This window comes from Candidatus Villigracilis vicinus, from assembly GCF_016702885.1.
GTDB classification, from domain to species: Bacteria; Chloroflexota; Anaerolineae; order Anaerolineales; family Villigracilaceae; genus Villigracilis; species Villigracilis vicinus.
Genome location: NZ_JADJDD010000012.1, coordinates 121,013 through 141,226, shown reverse-complemented (window position 1 = coordinate 141,226; position 20,214 = coordinate 121,013). Strand labels below are relative to the sequence as shown.

Below are 20,214 nucleotides of genomic sequence, written 5' to 3'. Positions count from 1 at the left end.
ACACTTACCTCGTGAGCCAAAATCACACCTCCGACCTCTCGAATAGCAACCTGCCCATGCCTGCCCGTTACATGCAAATGTATGGCAGGTTTTGGGATGTTGTGTCCTTACTTATCTTTGGGTTTACTGCAATCACAACCCTTACCGCCGAACCTCTCACCTGGCGTGAGTATGTTGTTTCAGGGCTGTGCATTTTGCAGGGCGTTTTGTATTTCTTCACCATTGCCGGAGGGCGGTGGATTAAGTCTCGCCAGCGGCTGGCTATGTATTTCATTGGCGGGCTGGCAATGTGGCTGCTGTCGAATTGGTTGAATCCGTTAACATGGTGGCTGGCATTCGCCTATTTCGGGCAGATGTTTGGGGTATTGCCGCCGCAAGCGGTGATCCCTGGCACAGCCTTTATCATGATTTGTGTGACGCTTATCATCTCTGATTGGCAGTTTTCTGCGATTGACTCTGGCGCAGCGATTGGGTTTTTCTTTCAGTGGCTGGCTGGTAATGTGCTTTATCTGTTCATCTTCGGCATTGCGCGGACGAGCCGTCAGCGGGCAGGGTTGATCCAGAAACTGGAAGCCGCTCAAAGGGAGCTGGAGGCGGCGCGTCAACAAGATGCAGAGCTTGCCACGTTACGAGAGCGGGAACGCGTCGCGCGCGATCTGCATGATAGTCTGGGTCATTCTCTGGTGGCATTATCTGTTCAGTTGGAAGCGATTCAACGACTATATAAAGTTGACCCCGAACGCGCCTCGGCTCAGGTGGATGAATTGAAAAACCTCACCCGCGCCAGCATGGATGAATTGCGTCGTTCGCTGGCAGGCTTGCGCGCACCCGGGCTGGGAGAGCGCAAACTCGGTGAAGCCTTGCAAACCTTGTGCGTGGATGTTGGTCAACGGGCGCATCTTGAAATTCGTTGTGATGCTGATGAACATGTCAATACGTTACCGCTTGCACACGCTGAAACCTTATGGCGTGTGGCGCAGGAAGCGCTTACGAATGTCGAACGGCATGCTCAGGCTCGGCACGTGACGGTGACGTTGAAGGTCGAAACTCACACTGTCTTGATGACGATCCAGGATGACGGGCGTGGACTTCCGCCGAATGCAGAAAACCAAAGCGGACATTTCGGTCTGCGCGGAATGCGCGAACGGGTTGAAGGGCTGGGCGGCACGTTGACTCTTTCAAATAACAACGGCTCAAACCTACGAGTAAGCCTGCCTCTGTTTTAGGTGAGTTTTAATTTCCCGTCATTGCGAGCCACGTTCTTGTTCTTTGTGGCGAAGCAATCCTATGAGCTAATCATGAGATTGCTTCGGGCGGGAAAGCACCGCCCTCGCAATGACGGAAATCTATTTTTAGGAACTTTTTAACACTTAGATAAGCGGATTTTTCCTAACCATGCCCAACACCATCAAACTCCTCCTGATCGAAGACCAAACCCTCATGCGGCAGGGTCTAAAGACCATCCTTGATCTTGAACCCGGCTTGCGCGTTATAGGCGAAGCAGGCGATGGCGAACGAGGCGTGCAGCTTGCCCTTGAACTGCGCCCTGATGTGATCTTGATGGATGTGCAAATGCCCGTTCTCAACGGCGTGGAAGCGACGGCGAAACTTTGCCGCGAATGGAACACGGCAAAGGTCATCATCCTCACCACCTTCGACCGCGACGATTACGTCTACCAAGGGGTGCGGGCGGGAGCCATGGGATACCTGCTCAAAGATACGCCTGCTGATCAATTGATACACACCATTCGCCGCGTACATGAAGGCGAGGTCTTCATACAACCTGAGATCGCCTCCCGCGCCCTTCGCGAAATGATGCGCCCAACGACCTCAACGCTCGAGTCGCTTTCTGATCGGGAGCGTGAAGTTCTGGTCTTGCTGGCACAAGGCGCATCCAACAAAGACATGGCAGAGAAACTTTTCATCACCGAGGGCACGGTCAAGAACCATGTCTCGAACATCCTCGCCAAACTTCAAGCAGAAAACCGCACCCAGGCGGCAGATATAGCAAGGAAGCAGGGATTGGTGTGAGTTGAGTTCGCTCAATTCTTAAAGTCGGGGGAAGTTATAAAGATGCTCAATAAACTAGAATGTGTCTCAAAAATACTCTGTCACCCTGAGGGAGCGCTCTTCGCGACCGAAGGGTCTCTTACACAATGGTAGAGATCCTTCGCTATCGCTCAGGATGACATTTTTGAGTTGACTTCTATTAGAAATAGAACCTTGACTCTCCAGTAACTGGAGAGTGTATAACAGGATGAGGCGCCTACCATGATCCGAATCGGAGACTTTTCCAAACTTAGCCGCGTTTCCATCAAAACGCTGCGGTACTACGACGAGATGGGTTTACTCAGACCCGTTGATGTAGACCGCTTTACTGGCTACCGTTATTACGACTTCCACCAACTGCCGCGCTTGTATCGCATTCTGGCATTGAAAGAGTTGGGATTCACTTTAGAGGAGATCGGTCGCTTCCTCGAAGAGAATCTTTCCACCGAAGAGTTGCGTGGAATGCTCAAACTCCGTCAAGCCGAGATCCGGCAGCGAGTGGAAGAAGAAACGGTAAAGCTGGAGCAGGTGGAACGCTGGCTGAGACAAACTCAACAGGAGAACTTTATGTCCAAGTATGATGTCGTTATCAAAGAAGATCGATGCAATGAAAGCCGCCACAGTACGCGGTGTGGTTGCCAACCCGCCCGCACAACGCTCGCTGTGGGATGAATTACTGAACTTTATTTATCAAAACAATATCCGCATGAACGGCACGCCGATGGCGATCTATCATGATGCGGATGCGCGCGAAGGCGATTGGGATATTGAAGTCGCCATGCCCATTGCCGGTGACCCGACTCCCGTTGGACGCGTCAAAATCTATGAGCTGCCTGCAGTCGAGACGATGGCGTGCGTAGTCCATGCCGGGTCGTTCGCCACCATCGGTGAAGCCTACGACGCCCTCGCCAAATGGATCGATGTGAACGGGTATCAGATCGTAGGTCCAAGCCGCGAGCTAAACCTCAAGATGCCGGACAAGCCGGAAGATCAGAACGACCCGAATACGGTCAACGAGATACAGTTCCCGGTTCAGAAGGTTTAAATAAAAAGAGACTGGCATTTGCCGGTCTCTTTTGCATTACTTATAGTTTCATTTTTTCTCAGGAAACCAGAACATCAGGTCACGCCGTTTGAACCAAAGATAAACCAGCATCACTAAACTGCCCGCCATATAGATCGCGCGCGGATAGTATGCAGAATAGCCGCGATATTCCACATTCGTGTTCAACAAGTGCAAAGACCATGTTATCGATCTCGATCTGCCAGAGAATGATGCCGCCCAGCACAAGCATGCCGAGAATCAATCCAAGTAAAGAAGCAAAGAAACCTTTTCGGTCTACGATATTTTTCACCATTTGATACGACAGCCCGCCAAACAAGATCAGGCTGATTGCCAACTGACCGATCACAACTGTAAAATCCGGGTCGTAGATAAACTCATTGGCGTATTGAAGGATATATGGAAGCCAACTACCAATGCAAACAATTGCCAGGAAAGCAAGGAAATACGTCAGGTACATAATGACAGCAGGCAAAACTATTTGATTGCCCATCGGGCGGATGCCCACGTTGCGTAGGAGCCTTGTCGGTTCTGGCAACAGCCTGGCGACCACATCCAGGTTGCGCACCCCAGTCCGCAGGTCCAGCCATTGAACGCGGGATAGCTGCCTTGAAATCTTGTCGTTGGATTGGATGATGACGGGATAGACCACTTGTTTTTGGCTATCCACAATGCTATCCCCTTTAAAGCGTGAGACCAAGGTAAAGACTGCGTCGGCAGAAGCAGGGTCCGTCACCTCGGTATGCCCGGCTCCTTTAAATACTTTTCTCGTATGGTCTGCGATCTTCTGATCCTGCGGAGCATGATCGATGAAAAACGATACGGATTTGAAATCAGGGTATGTTATTTTTTTAGTATTTGCCGATGGCGGCGCAACCGCTTCGGGCTTGCCCCAGCGCTGCATACCTTCTGAGCGCAGGGTATAAATCAAGCCGATCACAAAAGGAATACTGACGTAGGTTAGGAAATCGACAATATCGATCGCATCCTCGTTCGTAGAGAAATTTACTGTCAGGTAAAGCGCAAAAGGCAGCATCAAGAGGGATGCCTGCACCAGCATATAGTTGAATTTGCGTTTGAGAATACCCAACGGCAATTGGATCAGGAAGAAGGGAATGAATAACGTCCAAACGGTGCTGATGGAAATGATGGAAACGATCAGACTCAAGAAAAATGCCAGCCACACAATGGAAGGGATCTTGAAGCCCGCCTCGGGCACGGAATGTTTTTCCTGTTCGGGTGTCTGAAGTTGATGGTCTAATTCTTTCAGAGCTTGCTTGTAGTTCCCCCGAAAATCCACCCATTCATATTTTTCCAGTTCAGGTGGCAGATCCACGGCTTCAAAGACAAGCAAAATAATGCGTTTCTTTTCCTCTTGCAGTGCCTGTCGCCATTCAAACTCCACATTATCAGAAGCGATGGACGCCTTCGAAACAACCAGTAAAATGATATCTGAAGTCTTTAGACCCTGATTGATCTGCTCTTCCCAGGGCTTTCCGGGCACCAGACTGCGATAATCCAACCAGATGTTGAAGGTCTCTTTTTCAAGGTGCTCAACGAGCTTATCTACAAAGCCCACTTCACGACGCGAATAACTGATAAAAATATTTTGAGTCATGTTCTCTCCAGAGTGCTACTCATTATATTCTTGAAAATCAAAAAGCGACCTGCGAAAAGCAGGTCGCTTTTTATGTAGTACTAATTAATTTTACTTCACCAAATTGCGAAGCACCGTGTGCAGGATGCCGCCGTTGCGGTAGTAGTTCACTTCCACATCGGTGTTCAGCAGCGCGGTGGCTTTGAACTCGATCACTTTGCCGTCGGCTTTCTTGGCTTTGATCGTCAGCTCGCCTTTGGGTTGGATGTTGTCGGTCAGACCTTCGATATCAAAGACTTCGCTGCCATCGAGACCGAGCGACTCGGCATTTTGTCCTTCAGCGAATCTCAGCGGAAGCACGCCCATGCCCACCAAATTGGAGCGGTGGATGCGTTCGAAGGATTCGGCGATGACGGCTTTCACGCCCTGCAGCATGGGACCCTTCGCCGCCCAGTCGCGGCTCGAGCCCGTGCCGTATTCTTTGCCCGCGAGGACGATGCTTCCTACGCCTTCAGCTTGATACTTCATCGCCGCATCGAAAATGGACATCACTTCACCGGACGGCTGGTGCTTCGCCCAGTTGCCTTCCTTGGGCGCAACCATGATGTTCTTGAGGCGGATGTTCGCAAAGGTGCCGCGTGCCATCACGAGGTCATTGCCACGGCGGGTGCCATACTGGTTGAAATCTTTCGGCTGCACGCCGCGTTCCTGCAAGAACTTACCAGCGGGAGAATCCGCGGCGATGTTACCAGCAGGAGAGATGTGGTCGGTGGTGATGGAGTCCGCGAAGACACCGAGTACGCGCGCGCCCTTGATGGGTTGGATCTTGGGTGTATCGAGTGTGAGGGTCTGGAAATAAGGCGGGTGATGAATGTAGGTGGATTCTTCGCTCCACTCGAACAGGTCGCCTTCTTTAACGCTGATGTTCTGCCACATATCCGAGCCGGAGAAGACGTCGGAATATTTTTCCATGAACATTTCAGGTGTGACGCTCGCCGCAACTGCTTCAGCAACTTCCTTTTGGGTGGGCCACAAATCCTTGAGATAGACTTCCTTGCCATCAGAACCTGTGCCGAGGGACTCGTTGTTCAGGTCAATGTCCACGGTGCCAGCGAGCGCATAGGCGACAACCAACGGCGGTGACGCAAGGTAGTTCGCCTTGACGAGCGGATGCACGCGTCCTTCGAAGTTGCGGTTGCCGGAAATAACAGCCGAAGCAACAAGGTCTGAACTGGTGACAGCCTTGGCAACTTCGCCGGGCAATGGACCAGAGTTCCCGATACAAGTTGTACAACCGTAAGCAATCACATTGAAGCCGAGTTTGGAAAGCGGGTCGATCAGACCAGCCTTCTTAAGATATTCGGTCACCACACGCGAGCCGGGGGCGAGGGATGTCTTCACATACGGCTTGACGTTCAAGCCTTTTTCGACGGCTTTCTTTGCCACAAGTCCCGCCGCGACGAGCACAGAAGGATTGGATGTGTTGGTGCAGGAAGTGATGGCTGCGATCACAACCGCGCCATGCTTCATTTGAGTTGAGCCGCCATTGGAACCGTATGTCGCTTCTTTGCTGAGGGCTTCACCGGAGAGTTCATAGCCGCGATCTTTCACAGGGGCGGTTAAGGCTTTTCTGAATGTATCCTGCATATCGGTCAGCGCGACGCGGTCTTGCGGGCGCTTGGGTCCAGCCAGGGATGGCACGACCGACGCCAGATCCAGTTCGAGCGTGTCGGTGAATTCCGGTTCGGGGCTGTTGGCATCGCGGAAGAGTCCCTGTGCGCGGAGGTAGGCTTCGGTGCGGGCGAGCACTTCGTCGGAGCGACCAGTCAATCGCATGTAACGAAGCGTCTCTTCATCCACAGGGAAGTAGCCCATGGTGGCGCCGTATTCGGGAGCCATATTGGCGATGGTGGCGCGGTCGGTCAGCGACATGTTGTTGAGACCTTCGCCGAAGAACTCGACGAACTTATCCACGACGCCTTTTTTGCGCAGCATCTGCGTGACGGTCAGCACGAGGTCGGTGGCGGTCACGCCTTCTGTGAGTTTGCCGAAGAGCTTGAAACCGATCACATCAGGGAGCAGCATGTCCATCGGTTGACCGAGCATCACGGCTTCGGCTTCGATACCGCCCACACCCCAACCTACCACGCCCAAGCCATTGATCATGGTGGTGTGCGAGTCGGTACCGACGAGGGTATCAGGGAAGGCGATCGTCTCGCCATTCTCTTCCTTGGTCATGACGGTGTCGGCGAGATATTCAAGGTTGACCTGATGCACGATACCGGTCATCGGGGGAACGACGCGGAAATTGGTGAAGGCTTTTTGTCCCCACTTGAGGAATTCATAGCGTTCGCGGTTGCGTTGGAATTCGACTTCGGTGTTGCGGTTGAGCGCCTCAGCTGTGGCGAAGAAATCCACCTGCACCGAGTGATCGATGACGAGGTCCACGGGCACGAGCGGATTGATCTTCTTCGGGTTACCGCCCAGGCGGGCCACGGCGGCGCGCATCGCGGCAAGGTCAACGACAGCGGGCACGCCGGTGAAGTCTTGCATTACCACACGCCCCGGCAAAAACGGAATGCCCGGGCGGGCGCCTTTGGGAGTCCACGCGGCGATGTTCTTTACATCAGCCTGAGTGATCTCCTTGTCGTTGCACTGACGCAGCGCGGCTTCGAGCACGATACGAATGGAATAGGGGAGTTTGCTGAGTTTGGTCAGCCCGGCTTTTTCGAGCGCGTCGAGCCGGAAATAGACGTATTTCTTCTTGCCCACGGTCAATACGTCACGGGACTTAAATAGATCTTGCATAGGATACTCCTTTGGTATGAGGTTTTCGTAGTGATTTTTTGATCACTACACTCACACCACAATCAGGAAGAACACAAAGGAGCGCCTTTGATATCCTTTTTTAATGTGGTGGGGGAACGAATAAATTACAGAGGCGAATTATACTGATTTAAAGGCTGAGATGGAAGTGGATTCGGGGTTTTAACCCGGGTTTTTTCAAAATCGGCAAACAAGCCTGTGAGGTTGGGGGGTACCGAATGCAAGTCGCACATATAAAACGAACGGCGCGAACATTTGAGGTTCGCGCCGTTCGAGGAGTCGCTTTTCTATCGGTCTAATTCTTTTCGAAGTTTCTGGAGCAGTTCTGCTTTTTGAACTTCTGGCAGGAAAGAAGACTCTGCCCCAAGAAGCACACTTTTCTTTAAAACATCCAGGGAAATATTTAATTTTTCATGAGCAGTCTGGAATTCGTTCGAAAGCGTGATCCGTGAGACACTAGGGTCATCGGTATTGACCGTGACCTTCAGCCCTTTTTCGAACATGCGCGGCAGAGGATGGTCTTCAAGCTGCTTCACCACGCCCGATTGGAAATTGCTTGTCACGCACACTTCGAATACAGTGTTGTGTTCAAGCGCGAGCGCCGTAACTTCTTTATCTTCCAGCACACGCACACCATGACCGATACGTTCCGCGCCTAAATTCTCAATGGCATCGCGCACGTTTTCGGATGGACCCCATTCTCCTGCGTGGATGGTGATATGCAAACCGGATTGCTTGGCTTCCTTGAAGATATTGTGGAATGGATGCGATTTGAATTCGGCTTCATTGCCAGCCAGATCCAGCCCAACCATTCCGTTCTTCATGTGTTCCACCGCCAGCCATGCCACCTGCTCGGCAAGTTCCGGGCTTTCATGTCGGTTCACCGAAGCGATCAGCCCGACTTTGATCTTATATTCCTTTGCCGCTTCCTGCGCACTGGTAATGACCCAATCCATCACATCATGCAGCGGAAAACCCTCGGCACGACTCAACGCCACCGGCGTGAAGCGCAGCTCCATATAACGCACATTGTCGCGGGCTGCATCTTCCACCGCTTCGCGTGTGACGCGATGGATCACGTCTGGTGAGCGGTAGAAAAGGCGCAAGGTCTTGAATTTTTCGAGGAAGTTCGAGAAGGTGAGTGGATCCCGATCTTGCACCTGCACCAAACCGCTTAAGTTCAACATCGAAACCGGCACCGTCACCCCGTGCTTGCGGGCAATATCCAGCATGGTGGATAGACGCAAAGACCCTTCCAAATGGCGGTGAAGTTCAACCTTTGGAAGGGCAATATATTTGTTTAGGGGGAGGGTCAGTGTTTCGTCTGCCAAACGTTCCTCAAACTAGCGGCGGCGCCTCTTTTTCTTGCCGTCTGCCGAGTCGCCGATCTGCACTGAAGTTTCGCTGGGCGCAGTCGCCGTTTCTGCGGTTTCAATGGGGGTGATCTCCACCCGCCGGGGTCTTGCCGCAAATGCGCGTCCGATCACCAGTCCGCGCACATCTTCGAGCAACTGCTGGAACATCTCAGAGGCGCTATTCTTGTATTGTACCAGCGGGTCACGTTGGGCGTAAGCCTCAAGCCCGATCGACACCCTCAAGCCTTCAACCTTTGTCAGGTATTCCACCCACAGTTCGCTGAATGCGCCCAGTAGTAATTGGCGATGGACCTCATTCAAGACATACTTGCCAAGCGCGGAGGAAAGCTGCGCCGCCTCTTCCGTGCTCAAGCTGGATACGGCATCGTTGAGCCGCGCCTCGCCGAAAGCGATCCGCGCCGCCGGACCAAAGTCCGCGAGTTTGGTGGCGTTCTGGCTCAAACGGGTGAACTCGCTCTGCCCCCAGGTCTCGCGCAGCGCTTCTTCCGCCGCCTCGAGGTGATTCATCACATCATCGCCGATCTCATCCGCTTCTCTGCCATCCAGCAATTGCGCCGCATGGAAGGCATACGCGAAGCGGGTAAAGACCTGCTTTACCTGTTTATGAGTCTTCTGGTCGAAGGCAGTACGGGTTCCCTGCGCCAGTGTGATCAACAAACGCAGCTTGCCTGAATCTGTCGAAACATTTTCGTGCTGCAAGAGGATGTCAATGTCGCGCGCGATCTGCGCGTTCAAGCGTTCGCGTTTCTTTTCAAAGGCATCCCGCGCTGTGTAGAGCAGGCTGTCTGAAAGATCGTCCCAATTAGAGGGCAGCGGATTTTGCCACTGGATCTGTTCGCCTATGCGGTTTTGTATGGCACCGATGACGCGTGTGGCACTGATGACCGTCAACTGGCTGGCGATCATTTCCTGAATGTCGTCCTTGGCGTCTTCGGGGTCGTCTGCCAGAGTCTTGAGCAGGTCATTGCCGGGGCGGATCGCCAGATGGACAAGCCCATTGATCTCTTCGATCAACTTCTGCGGTTTGGGTGCATCTTCGCGGTCGCCAAGCCCCTGGAAGAAAGCATCCAGCGTGTCTTCGCGTTCGGCGATCTGGGTTGCAAGTGCTTCGCCGGTTCGTTCGATCATGGTTTCGATGGCGCGAACGGCATGAGCATATTCGGCTTCAATCGATTTGGAGATCAGGTCCAGTGTGGCGGGGCGCAGGTCTTTGTCTTTGATCTCATCAAGTAATAGCCTGAACCCATAGGACGGGAACAAACCGTTCTTTGATTCGAAAGCGGGCTGAACCTGTTCAAGCCACGCCAGCAGCCGCCAGGGACCTTCTTCATCAGCCAGACCTGCGGCAACGCGCTTGTCCACTTCGTTGCTTAACATTTCGGCTATATCGCCGCTCAGGTCTTCCTTGACGAAGATGCGGTCTCGCTGGTTATAGATCTGATGACGCTGGGTGTTCAAGACATCATCGTATTCAAGCAAATGCTTGCGGACATCAAAGTTTGCGCCTTCGATGCGATGCTGCGATTGTTCGATGACGCTTGCCACTACACGCGCTTCGAGCGGCAGCGAATCGTCCACTTTGAGGCGTTCCATCAAGGCGCTGACTTGGGAGCCGCCTTGGACGCGCATCAGGTCATCTTGCAGGGAAAGATAAAAGCGCGAAGAGCCGGGGTCACCCTGACGGGCAGCGCGACCGCGCAACTGATTGTCGATGCGGCGGGCTTCATGGCGCTCCGAGCCGATGACGTGCAGACCGCCCAACTCTTTTACTTTTTCCATGTCGTCGAAATAGCCAAGGAAGTTCTTGACCTCGGCTTCGTATAAACCGAAGTTCGAGGGGTCGGTCTTTTTCAAGGCTTCGCGTCGTTCTTCGTGGGTCATATCGAACGGGTCTTTGTACCCGGCTTTGCCCAGCACGCGATTGACAGCCGTGATGACTTCTTCCGCCAGCTCGCCGCCGAGTTTGATATCCACACCGCGTCCTGCCATGTTGGTGGCGATGGTCACTGCACCGAAGGCGCCCGCGCCCGCAATGATCTGTGATTCTTCCGTGTGACGGCGCGCGTTCAATACCTGGTGAACCACGCCGCCCTGGAAGATCTTCTTCAGGCGTTCTTTTGTGTTTTCAGGCAGGCGCAGGATCTCAAGCAGGGTGTTGAGGTTGGCGTCATCGTCGAGGCTGATGTTATTCAGTCCGTGGGGTTTAATGAAGGCGCGCAAGGCGTCGGGGGTGATCTTGTCGATGGGTTCGTTAAAAGGCACGAGGTCCGCAAAGAGGCGCCCGTCTTCTTCCAGGTCATTGGCGCGGATGTAGTGGTCGCGCACGAGCAGGTATTGCATCAGGCGGCGCACAGGTTCGGCTTTGAAGCGGTTCGAGAGACGTTCGGAAGATTCAACCGAGGTGGTACCGACCAGCAACGGGCGTCCGAGGGCGTTGAAGCGGACAACTTCCTGCACGATGGCGCGTAGTTTGGCTTCCACGGTGCGGTAGATAACGTCGGGATAGTCTTTGCGGCGATAGTAGAGCGGGGCGGTGTCGCCGGCTTTGGCAAAGTATGAATAAGCGTATCCGTCTTCGTCTTTGGCTTTGATCTCGGTCAGCGGCGCTTCTTTGCCGTAGGAGAGATATTCAAGGTTCGGTGAGATCGGCGCAACTTCGAGTTTGTAGATCTTGTTGAACTCTTCGGCTTCGGTCAGCGCGGTACCGGTCATGCCTGCCAGTTTTTGATACATGCGATAGTAGTTCTGCAATGTGACCGTGGCATACGTAACCGACTCAGGCTCGACCTTTACGCCTTCTTTGGCTTCCACGGCTTGATGCAGACCGTCGCTCCAACGGCGACCCGGCATGAGTCGCCCCGTAGACTCGTCCACGATGATGACTTTGCCCGTCTGTACGAGGTAATCTTTGTTGCGTTGGAAGAGGAACTGTGCGCGCAACGATTGTTGTAGATACCCCAACAAGCGCGCTTGTTCAGGGTTCGGTTCTTCGGGGCGATTGGGGTCGAGCAGTTGAATGCCAAGCAAAGACTCGACGCGGCTGACGCCGATCTCGGTCAGGTTGATCGAGCGGGACTTTTCGTCCATTTCGTAATCTTCGGGTTTGAGCTGTTTGACGATCTGCGACATGCGCCCGTACCATTCCAGGTCGCCGGAGGCGGGACCGGAAATGATGAGCGGGGTACGGGCTTCATCAATAAGCACGTTGTCCACTTCATCGACCATGGCAAAGTAGTGCCCGCGTTGGACGCGGTTTTCCATGCGCATTGCCATGTTATCGCGCAGATAATCGAAGCCGAATTCGGAGTTGGTGCCAAAGGTGACGTCGGCGCGGTAGGCTTCGACCCGGTCCACCATGCGCAGGTGACGCTGGTCTTCCTGCGGAGACTCGCGTTCGAAATCGACGATGAAGGCTTTCTTGCCGTTCTCGGTCATGGCTGCCATTTGCAGTACGCCGACGGTCAAGCCGAGCGCCTGGTAGATCGGCGCCATCCAACGGGCATCGCGCCGTGCCAGATAGTCGTTAACGGTAATGAGGTGGACGCCGCGCCCTGTCAGTGAGTTGAGGTAGATCGGCATGGTTGCCACGAGGGTCTTGCCTTCACCCGTGCGCATCTCTGCGATCGAGCCGCTGTGCAATGCTGCGCCGCCGATGATCTGCACGTCATAGTGACGCAGCCCGATCGTGCGTTTGGAGGCTTCGCGCACTGCCGCAAAGGCTTCGGGCATGAGTTCTTCCAGCGCATCTTGTTCGGCTTTGCGCCGGGCAGTTTCATCATCCATGCCTTGAAGTGCATCTGCAACCCGCGCTTTGAACTCGTCCGTTTTGGCGCGCAGGGCATCATCGCTTAACGCCGCGAACTGGGCTTCCAGTCCATTCACCTGCTCTACCAACGGTCTGAATTGGTCGACTGTCTTTTTTGTGGGGTCACCACTGAATAGTTTTACGAAGTTTTTAAGCATAAATCCCTTTCATCGGAAAGGGATTATAGCATGGGGGATATTGGAGGAATGTTAGAGAAAAACAACATGTCATGCACTCCCTCCATTAAAAACATACACGCCGGAACCAGCACCGGCGTGCACCCCAAGTCCCCTATCGCATCGGGTTTCCCCTTCCTCTGTCCAATGCGCCGGTGAGCGAAATTAGGTCATCATACGAATAAATTCAGAAGCAAGCGTGGGGTCAAAATGCCTGCCGGTTTGGCTGTGAATGTATGCCAATGTACTGGGCGTGGACCAGGCGCGGCGGTAGGGACGGTCAGAAGTGAGCGCGTCGTAGACATCGGCGAAGGCGAAGATGCGCGCATGCAGCGGGATATCTTCCCCGGCGAGTTTGTCCGGGTAGCCGGAGCCGTCCCATCGTTCGTGGTGCGAGCGCGGAATAGCGAGGATCGGCTCGGCATCGGGGATCGCTTTGAGCATTTCCACAGCGATCAAGGGATGCTGGTGCATGATGCTCCATTCCTCTTCGGTTAGTTTTCCAGGCTTCAATAAAATGGAATCCGGGATGGCGATCTTGCCGATGTCATGCACCTGTGCGCCGCGCCGCAGGTGGCGCATGTCCTCTTCTGGCAAGCCGAGCTGACGGGCAAGCTGCACGGTCATCTCGGTTACCCGGCGGGTGTGATCTTCGGTTTCGAGATCGCGCAGGTACAGGGAGCGTGACCAGCCTTCGATCATTTTGTCTACAGAGAACGGGAGATTGGGTACGGTGCCGGAGACCCTTCGGTAATGGTTTACGTTCCAAATGAACAGCACGATCTGATCTTCAACAGCAGGGATCAGGCGGAACTCATACCAATGCACCAGGCTGGGAGATGTGGCAAGCATGCTTTCAAAAGCAATGAAGCGGTTGGTGCTCTGGTAGTTCTTAATGGCAAGGTCGTATTTCCGCCGTACCGTGGCAGGCAGAATTTCCAGGATCGACAGTTGGGCAGGCATGGGGAATAGAACTATTCCTGACGCGATCCGTGCTTTGCAATTGAGGATGTTTCCATTCGTATCAAGCACGAACAAAAGATCATCTACATTCTGAAGCAAAGCCCTCAAACCCTGGTTGGAATTCGGCACGGCAACAGACGAGGGGTGAGAAGCCTGCCTCCCTATACTTGTATGACTTACTACAGATCTCGGTTTGGCTGTACTATCAAGTTTCATTACTTTGCTGCGAGTGGAGGGTTGAAGACCTGTTTTGCCAGATCCGAGAGAGTCTCTGCACGAATGGATGCGATCAGAGAGACTTCTTCCGGGGTGAGGGTGAAGGTCTCGCCGAGGTAGCCTTTTTGCAAAGCTTCACGCGGATTTTTCAGCAGCATGTCGCAGAATTGGCGGTTGACCACCGCCGCCGCGAAGACGCGGTTCAACCCGGCGGAACGCGGTTCGATCTTGCGTTTTGGGCGTTGAACTTTGTTTACATTCTCTTTGAACGATGTAGCGATCATGGTTGTGCGTCTCCTTACATGGATGGATGAGGCTGCCGTGCCAGCAGCCAGAATGCGCCAGCCGCGATAAAAAACGTCACCGAGGCTGAAGGCCACCTGGTATGGGAACCAGGCTGGAGGAGAAAACGATCCGCGAGCTGCTCGAAGCGAGTCTGTTCCGGTGGCAGGAGAATGTCCTTGGCGCCGAAACGAGTCCCGGCGGGAACATCCAAAAGAGATTGCGGCGCTACCAGCCTGCCTGCCGTTTCAAAACTGATGGGCATGAAGCCGCCGTTGGCGCTCATCACGGTAAAGTTCAGCAGAGCGCCGACCAACAGGATCTTCATACCCAAATGCCTGCGGTTTTGAAATGCGAACCCGATAAAAAGAAGCTGGGAGACGATCACTGGGATGGAATGGGAACGCTCCCAAGCCTGCACAAGGATTGCTGCCAGAACCAGCCAGAGGTGATGAAGAACAGGCGCTTCATACTAACCTGGATCCTGGCTGCCCAGCCCAAGCCTGTCACCAACCCGAGGGCGATCCCTGCCAGCAGGATCATGCCTAGCGTGGTCCGGTGCCGGCGCCGTCACTGGGCGCGCCGACGCCGATTACCAGCAGGACGAGCGTTGCGAGGGTGAGTGCCAGTTGAACGTGTTGGCGGTTGATCTTTTGGGTCAGGTGGACGAAAAGTGCAAATTGCTTTTTCATGGGAGCATCCTTTCATTACTTTCATGGAAACGATGCCCACAAGATAGTCACCCCAGGCTTCAAAACAGGCTTCAAAAAAACAGTACTTTCCCCCGAAATGGATCGTTAAACGTTGATAGATGCAGAAAACGCTGATTTACACAAATCAGCGTTTTCTATGTTCTAAATTAAATTCGAGGTCAATAATCTTTGAATTAAAAGAGTGTTCGTCGCGGTGTCAGCTTTTTTACGAGATCAGCTTTCGGTACAGCGCTTCGGTTTCGGAGTCAGGCGGCAGGTTGAGCTGTTTGCGCAAAGTAGCTTTGCAGGCTTCGTAGGTACGCAGCACTGCGGCGCGGTCTCCCCGGCGGTGATGCGCTTGCATGGCGAGGCAATATGCCGCTTCATGAACAGGTTGATAGTCTATGGCGCGCTGACACATGGTTAGGGCTTCGTCCAGTTTTGCCAGCTTCATATAAAGCTCTGCCAGAGCGGTCAGCGCCGCAAGGTAGAGTTGATCGAGGCGTTCGCGGTCGGCTAGAACCCAGTCGAAGTAGGTGTCGTCAAGATAAGGACCCTTGACCAGGTTAACTGCCTGACGATAGAACTCGATCTGCTCTTCCAGTGCCTGTGTCGAATGCGCGCGTGCCAGATGCGACTCGAAGGCTTCCACGTCAAACTCATAATTGGAATTGCGGTTGAAGAAATATACATTGTTCTCGAAGCGGATGATTTCATTGCCCACCGCACGGCGCAGGCGGTACAGTTCGTTCTTGAATCTGAGTTTGACCTTTGCCGGGTCCTCCAATTCGCGCCAGAATTGTTCTGCCACCTGTTCTTTGGTTAGAGGTCTGGGTTGGGATAGAAAGAAGAAGAACAGGTCGCGTACCGATTGGGTTTGCCAATCAGAGATGCTTAGTTCTCGTCCGCGCATTTCAACGGCAGCATGCCCAAAGCCTTTTATCACCAGTTGGGCGGCAGGGACCTCCACAACGTGAGTCTGTCTGCGGAGGTTACGGCGCACATCGGGCAGGCGTGCGGTACGTTTTTCAGACCGTGAGAACAGGTCACGCAGTTCACGTGTGGCATCTGGCTCTTTTTTAGCGGGTCGAGCCATGGAGGCACTGACCGACTGCGACCAGGGCTGCATGCCGGGGTTTGTCACGGGTCAGTTCGTGAAGTTTTTCATGGCATCTGGTTTGCGTTTTGCGGCGGCAAACGCAGCCGCCAGCCAGACGTGGGTGGAGATCAGTTCGAGCAACAAGCCTTCTTCCGTAAAATGTGATTCGGCGCTTTCGAATGTATTTATTGCGTCTACCGGGTGACCAGTGAGCAAGTGGAATTTTCCCAGCAGGAGTTTGAAGTGTCCATTCTCGAAATGAGATTTGCTGGACTTGATCGTACCTTCCAGTTCGCGGATCAGGCTTTCAACGGCAGCAAAATTTTCTTGAAGCAGATTCAAATTCGCCCGTCCGAGTTGAAGCGAAAAGAGCAGGAAGATGTCGCGGCGCTCTTCAAGCATTTCTTCGGCGTGCAGGTAGTTCTGTTCCGCGATCTCAAAATCCTGCAATTCGGTGTACAGGTCGCCCAGCCCGATGGACAGGAGGGTTTCCATGCGAGTATGTTGGCTGCGGCGTGCGCAAAGGAAGCCGTCTTCATATGTGGAGGACGCCTTTTCGTACTCGCCTTCCAGATGGAACATATAGCCCATGTTGTTCAGCAGCCCGGCTTGTGCCTGCAGGTTACCTTCCTGCTTCCAGATGTTCAAGACTTTGAGGAAGGTCTTTTCGGCTTCGGGGTAGTTTCCCAGGGATTGCTGGGCTGTGCCAATGTCGGTCAGAATGGCGGGAATGTCCATGCGTTCGTTGGAATGGGTGAGGATATCCAACGCCTGCTCAAAACATTTCAGTGCGCCCTTGTTTTGACCGGTGCGCATCAGGTTTGCGCCTTTCCCATGCAGTGCCTCGGCGTGCAGGGAGCGCAGGTCATCGCGGTATTCGATCAGGGTGATGGCTTCGTCGGCATCTGCGATGGATAGGTGGTAATCGCCCAGATACCGCTGCCCGAATGAGCGCCGTACCAGCGCCAGTGCCAATTGCGGCACATCGCCGCTTTCACGGAAGGACAACATGGCGCGGTCTAGTTCGGCGATCCCGCCGCGGTGATCGCCTTTGATCAATTTGATTGTGCCATTAACGGAGGCGATGCGCGGATGTTTTTTCAAAATGGAAGGCGGCAGGTCACGCAGCCAGTTTTCTACAATTCGAGCGGTGTTCTGAAGGTTGTTGAAACTTGCAAGGTCGATTAATTCCACGAGTGCATTGGTATCCCCCAGTTTGTGGATGATGGCATACGCCTTTTCCCATTCCCTCATTGTTTCGTAGGCGCGGCTCAATCGTTCAAGAATTGGCAGTACCTCTTCTTTGCGTTCCTTTTCCATACGCTGACGAAGATAGTCACGGAATAGGTGATGGTAGCGCAGCGCCCGTCCCTCCGCACCGACGGGCAGTGCGAATAGGTTATTCTTTACAATGGCGCGGATGAATTCTTCCCAATCCTGCTTTCCGCTGTAAAACGGTGCAAGGACTGTTTCGCACAACCCCGCGTCGAACTCATCCATGATCGAGGTGCGTAATAACAGCTCGCGCAGTTCCGGCTTTTGCCGGTCCAGCACTTGCTGCCCGAGATAATCGAAAAGCTCCACACCGGTATTGCGCCGGGTCTTCGGCTTTTGCCCGAGATGCCCGAGCCGGAGAATTGCAAACCGGTGATCCAGCCTTCCGTTTCTGTGACCATGCGTAGTGCTTCATTGTCGGGAATATGAACGTTGTTGTTTTGCAGGAACAATGCTTGAAGTTCTTCTGTGCGGAAGGCGAGGTCGGAAAAACTTAGCCCGCTAACCTGTTCACGTGCCACCATTAATGGAAGGTCTGCCAGTGTGGTTAACGTGCGCGAGGCGATAATGACATGACAGTTATCGTCCACCAATTGGATGAAACGGTTTAGAAAATCGTAGATCGGTTGAACGCCCTCAAGAATGTGGAAGTCATCGAGAATGAGCACAAAATGTTCATGGATCGAAGCGAATGCCTCGTTGACAAGCGTCACTGCCAGCCGTTCCATATCCTCTTCAAAGGAGGTGCTGGCTTTCATGGCTGCTGCAGTCTGGCTGCCGACGCCGGGGAATTGCTCTGCGATGGAGGCGACCAGATAGGCAAGGAAGCGCTGAGGGTCGCGGTCAAGCTCATCCAATGAAAGCCAGCAGCATTTATATTCGCTTTGAAGCGCCGCGTCGATCAAGAGCGATGTTTTACCGTACCCAGCCGGGGCAGAAACCAGCACTAATTTACTGTCCAGCACATCAAAAAGAATATCCAGCAGCCGTTTACGCGCCAGAAGTTCGGCTCTTCTGCGTGGCGGAATGATCTTGGTTTTGCTGACAGGAATGGGGGAAAACATGGATTGACTTACAAGCTTTCTTGAATAAAATAGCATGATGCCATAATGCAATATTTTATACCCTAAATCTACTTTCCTGCAAAAACAACAAACCCATCACACCTGAGTGCATGCTATGAACAATGTACCAAGAAATTTCAAATCGTACAGACAAATAATATTATTTGTTGTTCTTTGCAACTTTGGTACTCATCGTCCTTACTCAGGCTAACCCCGGAACAGAACTCCCCAACCGTGATTATGGTTTTTACATTTATATCGGTAAATTGATCGCCAAAGGGCAAATGCCCTATCTGGATGCCTGGGACAGCAAACCACCCGCAATTTTTTACCTGAATGCCTTTGCTCTTAGTCTGGGTCGCGGATATCGTTGGGGGGTCTGGCTGGTTGAATTCATTTTCCTGTTTTGTGCCGTTAATGCTTCATATTACTTAATGAAAAAACTTTGGGGGATGGCGCCTGCGCTTTTCGGTGTCTTTGTCTGGTTGTGGGGAATGGATTTCACATTGCAAGGCGGAAACTATACGGAAGAATACCCTCTTGTCTTTCATTTCCTTGCACTGATCTTGCTTCTCAGCCTGATCCAACAACCCAGGCAGCGCTTCTTTAACTTAACCTTGGGCGCGCTCTTCTCTTTCAGCTTTTTATTCCGCCCGAACAATGCCCTGGTCGAAGCAGTGACCATTCTAATTTTGGGTCTCACACATTTATGGCGGCGTGACTTTAAAAGTTTCTTCATTGCCGTCTTATGGGTTACGCTGGGTATTGTCATTCCTCTCGCCGCCGTATCCGCATACTTTGCCTATCATGGACTTTTCTACGAAATGTTCGAGGCGTCCATTTTATATAACTTTGCCTACAGTTCCACGCAATTGAGCCAAACTTCGCCGCTCACGGTCGGTTTTGAATTTCTCAAGCTTTCGGCCTGGGTTGGTCTTGTTGGTTATGGCTTGGTTGTTGCAAAGTTTAAAAAACTTTTTCAAAGTCCCTATATGCCTTTCTATGCCGTTCTGCTTGTTGGAACACCCGCGGCGGTATTTCTCAGTGATCTTGCCAAACGAAATTACGGACATTACTTTATAAACTGGCTTCCATTTATTGGATTGTTAAGTGCCTTTGCCTTTTATACCCTTCTTGAAACCCTGAATCCGCGTGAAGAAGGATGGCAGGCAAGTAATTTTCCCCAGATATCTTCGCTTCCACTTTACGCACTGATCGCGGCTATCTTGGCCTCTTTGCTCACTGGGCGGGCTTCCACTTATGTAAAAGCCTTCGACCGCCTTTTCACTACTCCCGATCGGGAGATGCGCTCGCCCATTGCCATTTACGTGGATAACCATACCAACCCCGGTGAGTATGTTGTGTTTTGGGCAACGAATCCTGGCGAGAATTTCATGGCTCGCAGAAACGCCCCGTATGCGGGGTTGTATTATCCTCACCTGGTGAAATCGGGTGTGGCAGATCGCCTTAATGATGCCTATCTTGAAGATCTTAAGCTCAAGAAACCGGTACTTATCGTGGATATGGCGCGGCTTACCATTCCTTCGCTTGACCCTGCCAAACGTGAAGAACAAAAATCCACAGGCGTTTACTTGAGCGACCCTCCTGATAATCTTGATGAAGTGTTGATATACATAGAAGAGAATTACTATCTTGAAGCAGTCATCAAAGACAAGCCGATCTACCGCTTGAATGGCACATCTGAGCCGTAAACACAGGCAGTTGCCAACA

Annotated in this window: 17 protein-coding genes and 1 pseudogene; 5 read left to right on the top strand and 13 right to left on the bottom strand. The window is 52.8% G+C overall.

The annotated features are described in order from the left end of the window. The first annotated feature begins 11 nt into the window (after nt 1–11). From IPG80_RS12155 to IPG80_RS12140, 4 genes are all read left to right on the top strand, one after another. On the top strand, nt 12–1,226 hold the full coding sequence (locus IPG80_RS12155) for a sensor histidine kinase (protein ID WP_345107037.1): 1,215 nt from the start codon (nt 12–14) through the stop codon (nt 1,224–1,226). A 169-nt stretch (nt 1,227–1,395) separates the two neighbouring features. After that, complete coding sequence (locus tag IPG80_RS12150) at nt 1,396–2,031, top strand: response regulator transcription factor (protein WP_345107034.1); 636 nt, start codon at nt 1,396–1,398, stop codon at nt 2,029–2,031. Nucleotides 2,032–2,271: 240 nt separating this feature from the next. Further along, complete coding sequence (locus IPG80_RS12145; protein ID WP_345107033.1) at nt 2,272–2,721, top strand: helix-turn-helix domain-containing protein; 450 nt, start codon at nt 2,272–2,274, stop codon at nt 2,719–2,721. Then, complete coding sequence (locus tag IPG80_RS12140; protein WP_345107031.1) at nt 2,627–3,094, top strand: GyrI-like domain-containing protein; 468 nt, start codon at nt 2,627–2,629, stop codon at nt 3,092–3,094. Before IPG80_RS12145 ends, IPG80_RS12140 begins: the two co-directional genes overlap by 95 nt. A 79-nt stretch (nt 3,095–3,173) precedes the next feature. On the opposite strand, the gene IPG80_RS12135 is transcribed toward IPG80_RS12140, so the two are convergent. The 13 genes and pseudogenes from IPG80_RS12135 to IPG80_RS12075 form a co-directional block, all read right to left on the bottom strand. Further along, nucleotides 3,174–4,730, bottom strand: coding sequence for a toll/interleukin-1 receptor domain-containing protein (locus IPG80_RS12135; RefSeq protein WP_345107029.1), 1,557 nt, complete (start codon nt 4,728–4,730; stop codon nt 3,174–3,176). A 90-nt stretch (nt 4,731–4,820) separates the two neighbouring features. Next, nucleotides 4,821–7,517, bottom strand: a complete 2,697-nt coding sequence (gene acnA / locus IPG80_RS12130; protein WP_345107026.1) for an aconitate hydratase AcnA — start codon at nt 7,515–7,517, stop codon at nt 4,821–4,823. 305 nt (nt 7,518–7,822) lie between these two features. Further along, a complete protein-coding gene (gene add, locus IPG80_RS12125) occupies nt 7,823–8,866 on the bottom strand; it encodes an adenosine deaminase (RefSeq protein WP_345107023.1) in 1,044 nt (347 codons plus the stop codon). Between the two features lie 12 nt (nt 8,867–8,878). Next, nucleotides 8,879–11,503 carry a hypothetical protein gene (locus IPG80_RS12120; RefSeq protein WP_345107065.1) on the bottom strand — a complete coding sequence of 875 codons (2,625 nt, stop codon included), beginning with the start codon at nt 11,501–11,503 and terminating at the stop codon, nt 8,879–8,881. Nucleotides 11,504–11,563: 60 nt separating this feature from the next. After that, nucleotides 11,564–12,874, bottom strand: a pseudogene (locus IPG80_RS12115) (preprotein translocase subunit SecA); the annotation flags it as partial. Nucleotides 12,875–13,057: 183 nt separating this feature from the next. Further along, the gene (locus tag IPG80_RS12110) at nt 13,058–13,855 is read right to left on the bottom strand and encodes an HD-GYP domain-containing protein (RefSeq protein ID WP_345107020.1); all 798 of its coding nucleotides are present in this window, start codon (nt 13,853–13,855) and stop codon (nt 13,058–13,060) included. Between the two features lie 215 nt (nt 13,856–14,070). Further along, a complete protein-coding gene (locus tag IPG80_RS12105) occupies nt 14,071–14,355 on the bottom strand; it encodes a hypothetical protein (protein WP_345107017.1) in 285 nt (94 codons plus the stop codon). Between the two features lie 14 nt (nt 14,356–14,369). Continuing rightward, nucleotides 14,370–14,741 (bottom strand): DUF5317 family protein, encoded by a 372-nt coding sequence (locus IPG80_RS12100; protein ID WP_345107014.1) that lies wholly within the window; start codon nt 14,739–14,741, stop codon nt 14,370–14,372. After that, complete coding sequence (locus tag IPG80_RS12095) at nt 14,738–14,896, bottom strand: hypothetical protein (protein WP_345107011.1); 159 nt, start codon at nt 14,894–14,896, stop codon at nt 14,738–14,740. Before IPG80_RS12095 ends, IPG80_RS12100 begins: the two co-directional genes overlap by 4 nt. A 2-nt stretch (nt 14,897–14,898) precedes the next feature. Further along, complete coding sequence (locus IPG80_RS12090) at nt 14,899–15,045, bottom strand: hypothetical protein (RefSeq protein ID WP_345107008.1); 147 nt, start codon at nt 15,043–15,045, stop codon at nt 14,899–14,901. Nucleotides 15,046–15,271: 226 nt separating this feature from the next. After that, complete coding sequence (locus tag IPG80_RS12085) at nt 15,272–16,174, bottom strand: BTAD domain-containing putative transcriptional regulator (RefSeq protein WP_345107005.1); 903 nt, start codon at nt 16,172–16,174, stop codon at nt 15,272–15,274. An 18-nt stretch (nt 16,175–16,192) separates the two neighbouring features. Beyond that, a complete protein-coding gene (locus IPG80_RS12080; protein ID WP_345107063.1) occupies nt 16,193–17,155 on the bottom strand; it encodes a tetratricopeptide repeat protein in 963 nt (320 codons plus the stop codon). A 395-nt stretch (nt 17,156–17,550) separates the two neighbouring features. After that, nucleotides 17,551–18,483 (bottom strand): hypothetical protein, encoded by a 933-nt coding sequence (locus tag IPG80_RS12075; protein WP_345107002.1) that lies wholly within the window; start codon nt 18,481–18,483, stop codon nt 17,551–17,553. A 167-nt stretch (nt 18,484–18,650) separates the two neighbouring features. On the opposite strand from IPG80_RS12075, the gene IPG80_RS12070 reads away from it, so the two are divergent. Then, nucleotides 18,651–20,195 (top strand): glycosyltransferase family 39 protein, encoded by a 1,545-nt coding sequence (locus IPG80_RS12070; RefSeq protein WP_345106999.1) that lies wholly within the window; start codon nt 18,651–18,653, stop codon nt 20,193–20,195. The last annotated feature ends 19 nt before the right edge of the window (nt 20,196–20,214 follow it).

Excerpts from the sequence above, each read along its gene's own strand:
- IPG80_RS12150 (WP_345107034.1), top strand. The coding sequence starts at position 1,396 with ATGCCCAACACCATCAAACTCCTCCTGATCGAAGACCAAACCCTCATG.
- IPG80_RS12145 (WP_345107033.1), top strand. The coding sequence starts at position 2,272 with ATGATCCGAATCGGAGACTTTTCCAAACTTAGCCGCGTTTCCATCAAA.
- IPG80_RS12140 (WP_345107031.1), top strand. The coding sequence starts at position 2,627 with ATGATGTCGTTATCAAAGAAGATCGATGCAATGAAAGCCGCCACAGTA.
- IPG80_RS12135 (WP_345107029.1), bottom strand. The coding sequence starts at position 4,730 with ATGACTCAAAATATTTTTATCAGTTATTCGCGTCGTGAAGTGGGCTTT.
- acnA (WP_345107026.1), bottom strand. The coding sequence starts at position 7,517 with ATGCAAGATCTATTTAAGTCCCGTGACGTATTGACCGTGGGCAAGAAG.
- IPG80_RS12110 (WP_345107020.1), bottom strand. The coding sequence starts at position 13,855 with ATGCCTGCCCAACTGTCGATCCTGGAAATTCTGCCTGCCACGGTACGG.
- IPG80_RS12105 (WP_345107017.1), bottom strand. The coding sequence starts at position 14,355 with ATGATCGCTACATCGTTCAAAGAGAATGTAAACAAAGTTCAACGCCCA.
- IPG80_RS12095 (WP_345107011.1), bottom strand. The coding sequence starts at position 14,896 with ATGATCCTGCTGGCAGGGATCGCCCTCGGGTTGGTGACAGGCTTGGGC.
- IPG80_RS12090 (WP_345107008.1), bottom strand. The coding sequence starts at position 15,045 with ATGAAAAAGCAATTTGCACTTTTCGTCCACCTGACCCAAAAGATCAAC.
- IPG80_RS12085 (WP_345107005.1), bottom strand. The coding sequence starts at position 16,174 with ATGCAGCCCTGGTCGCAGTCGGTCAGTGCCTCCATGGCTCGACCCGCT.
- IPG80_RS12080 (WP_345107063.1), bottom strand. The coding sequence starts at position 17,155 with ATGTTGTCCTTCCGTGAAAGCGGCGATGTGCCGCAATTGGCACTGGCG.
- IPG80_RS12075 (WP_345107002.1), bottom strand. The coding sequence starts at position 18,483 with ATGTTTTCCCCCATTCCTGTCAGCAAAACCAAGATCATTCCGCCACGC.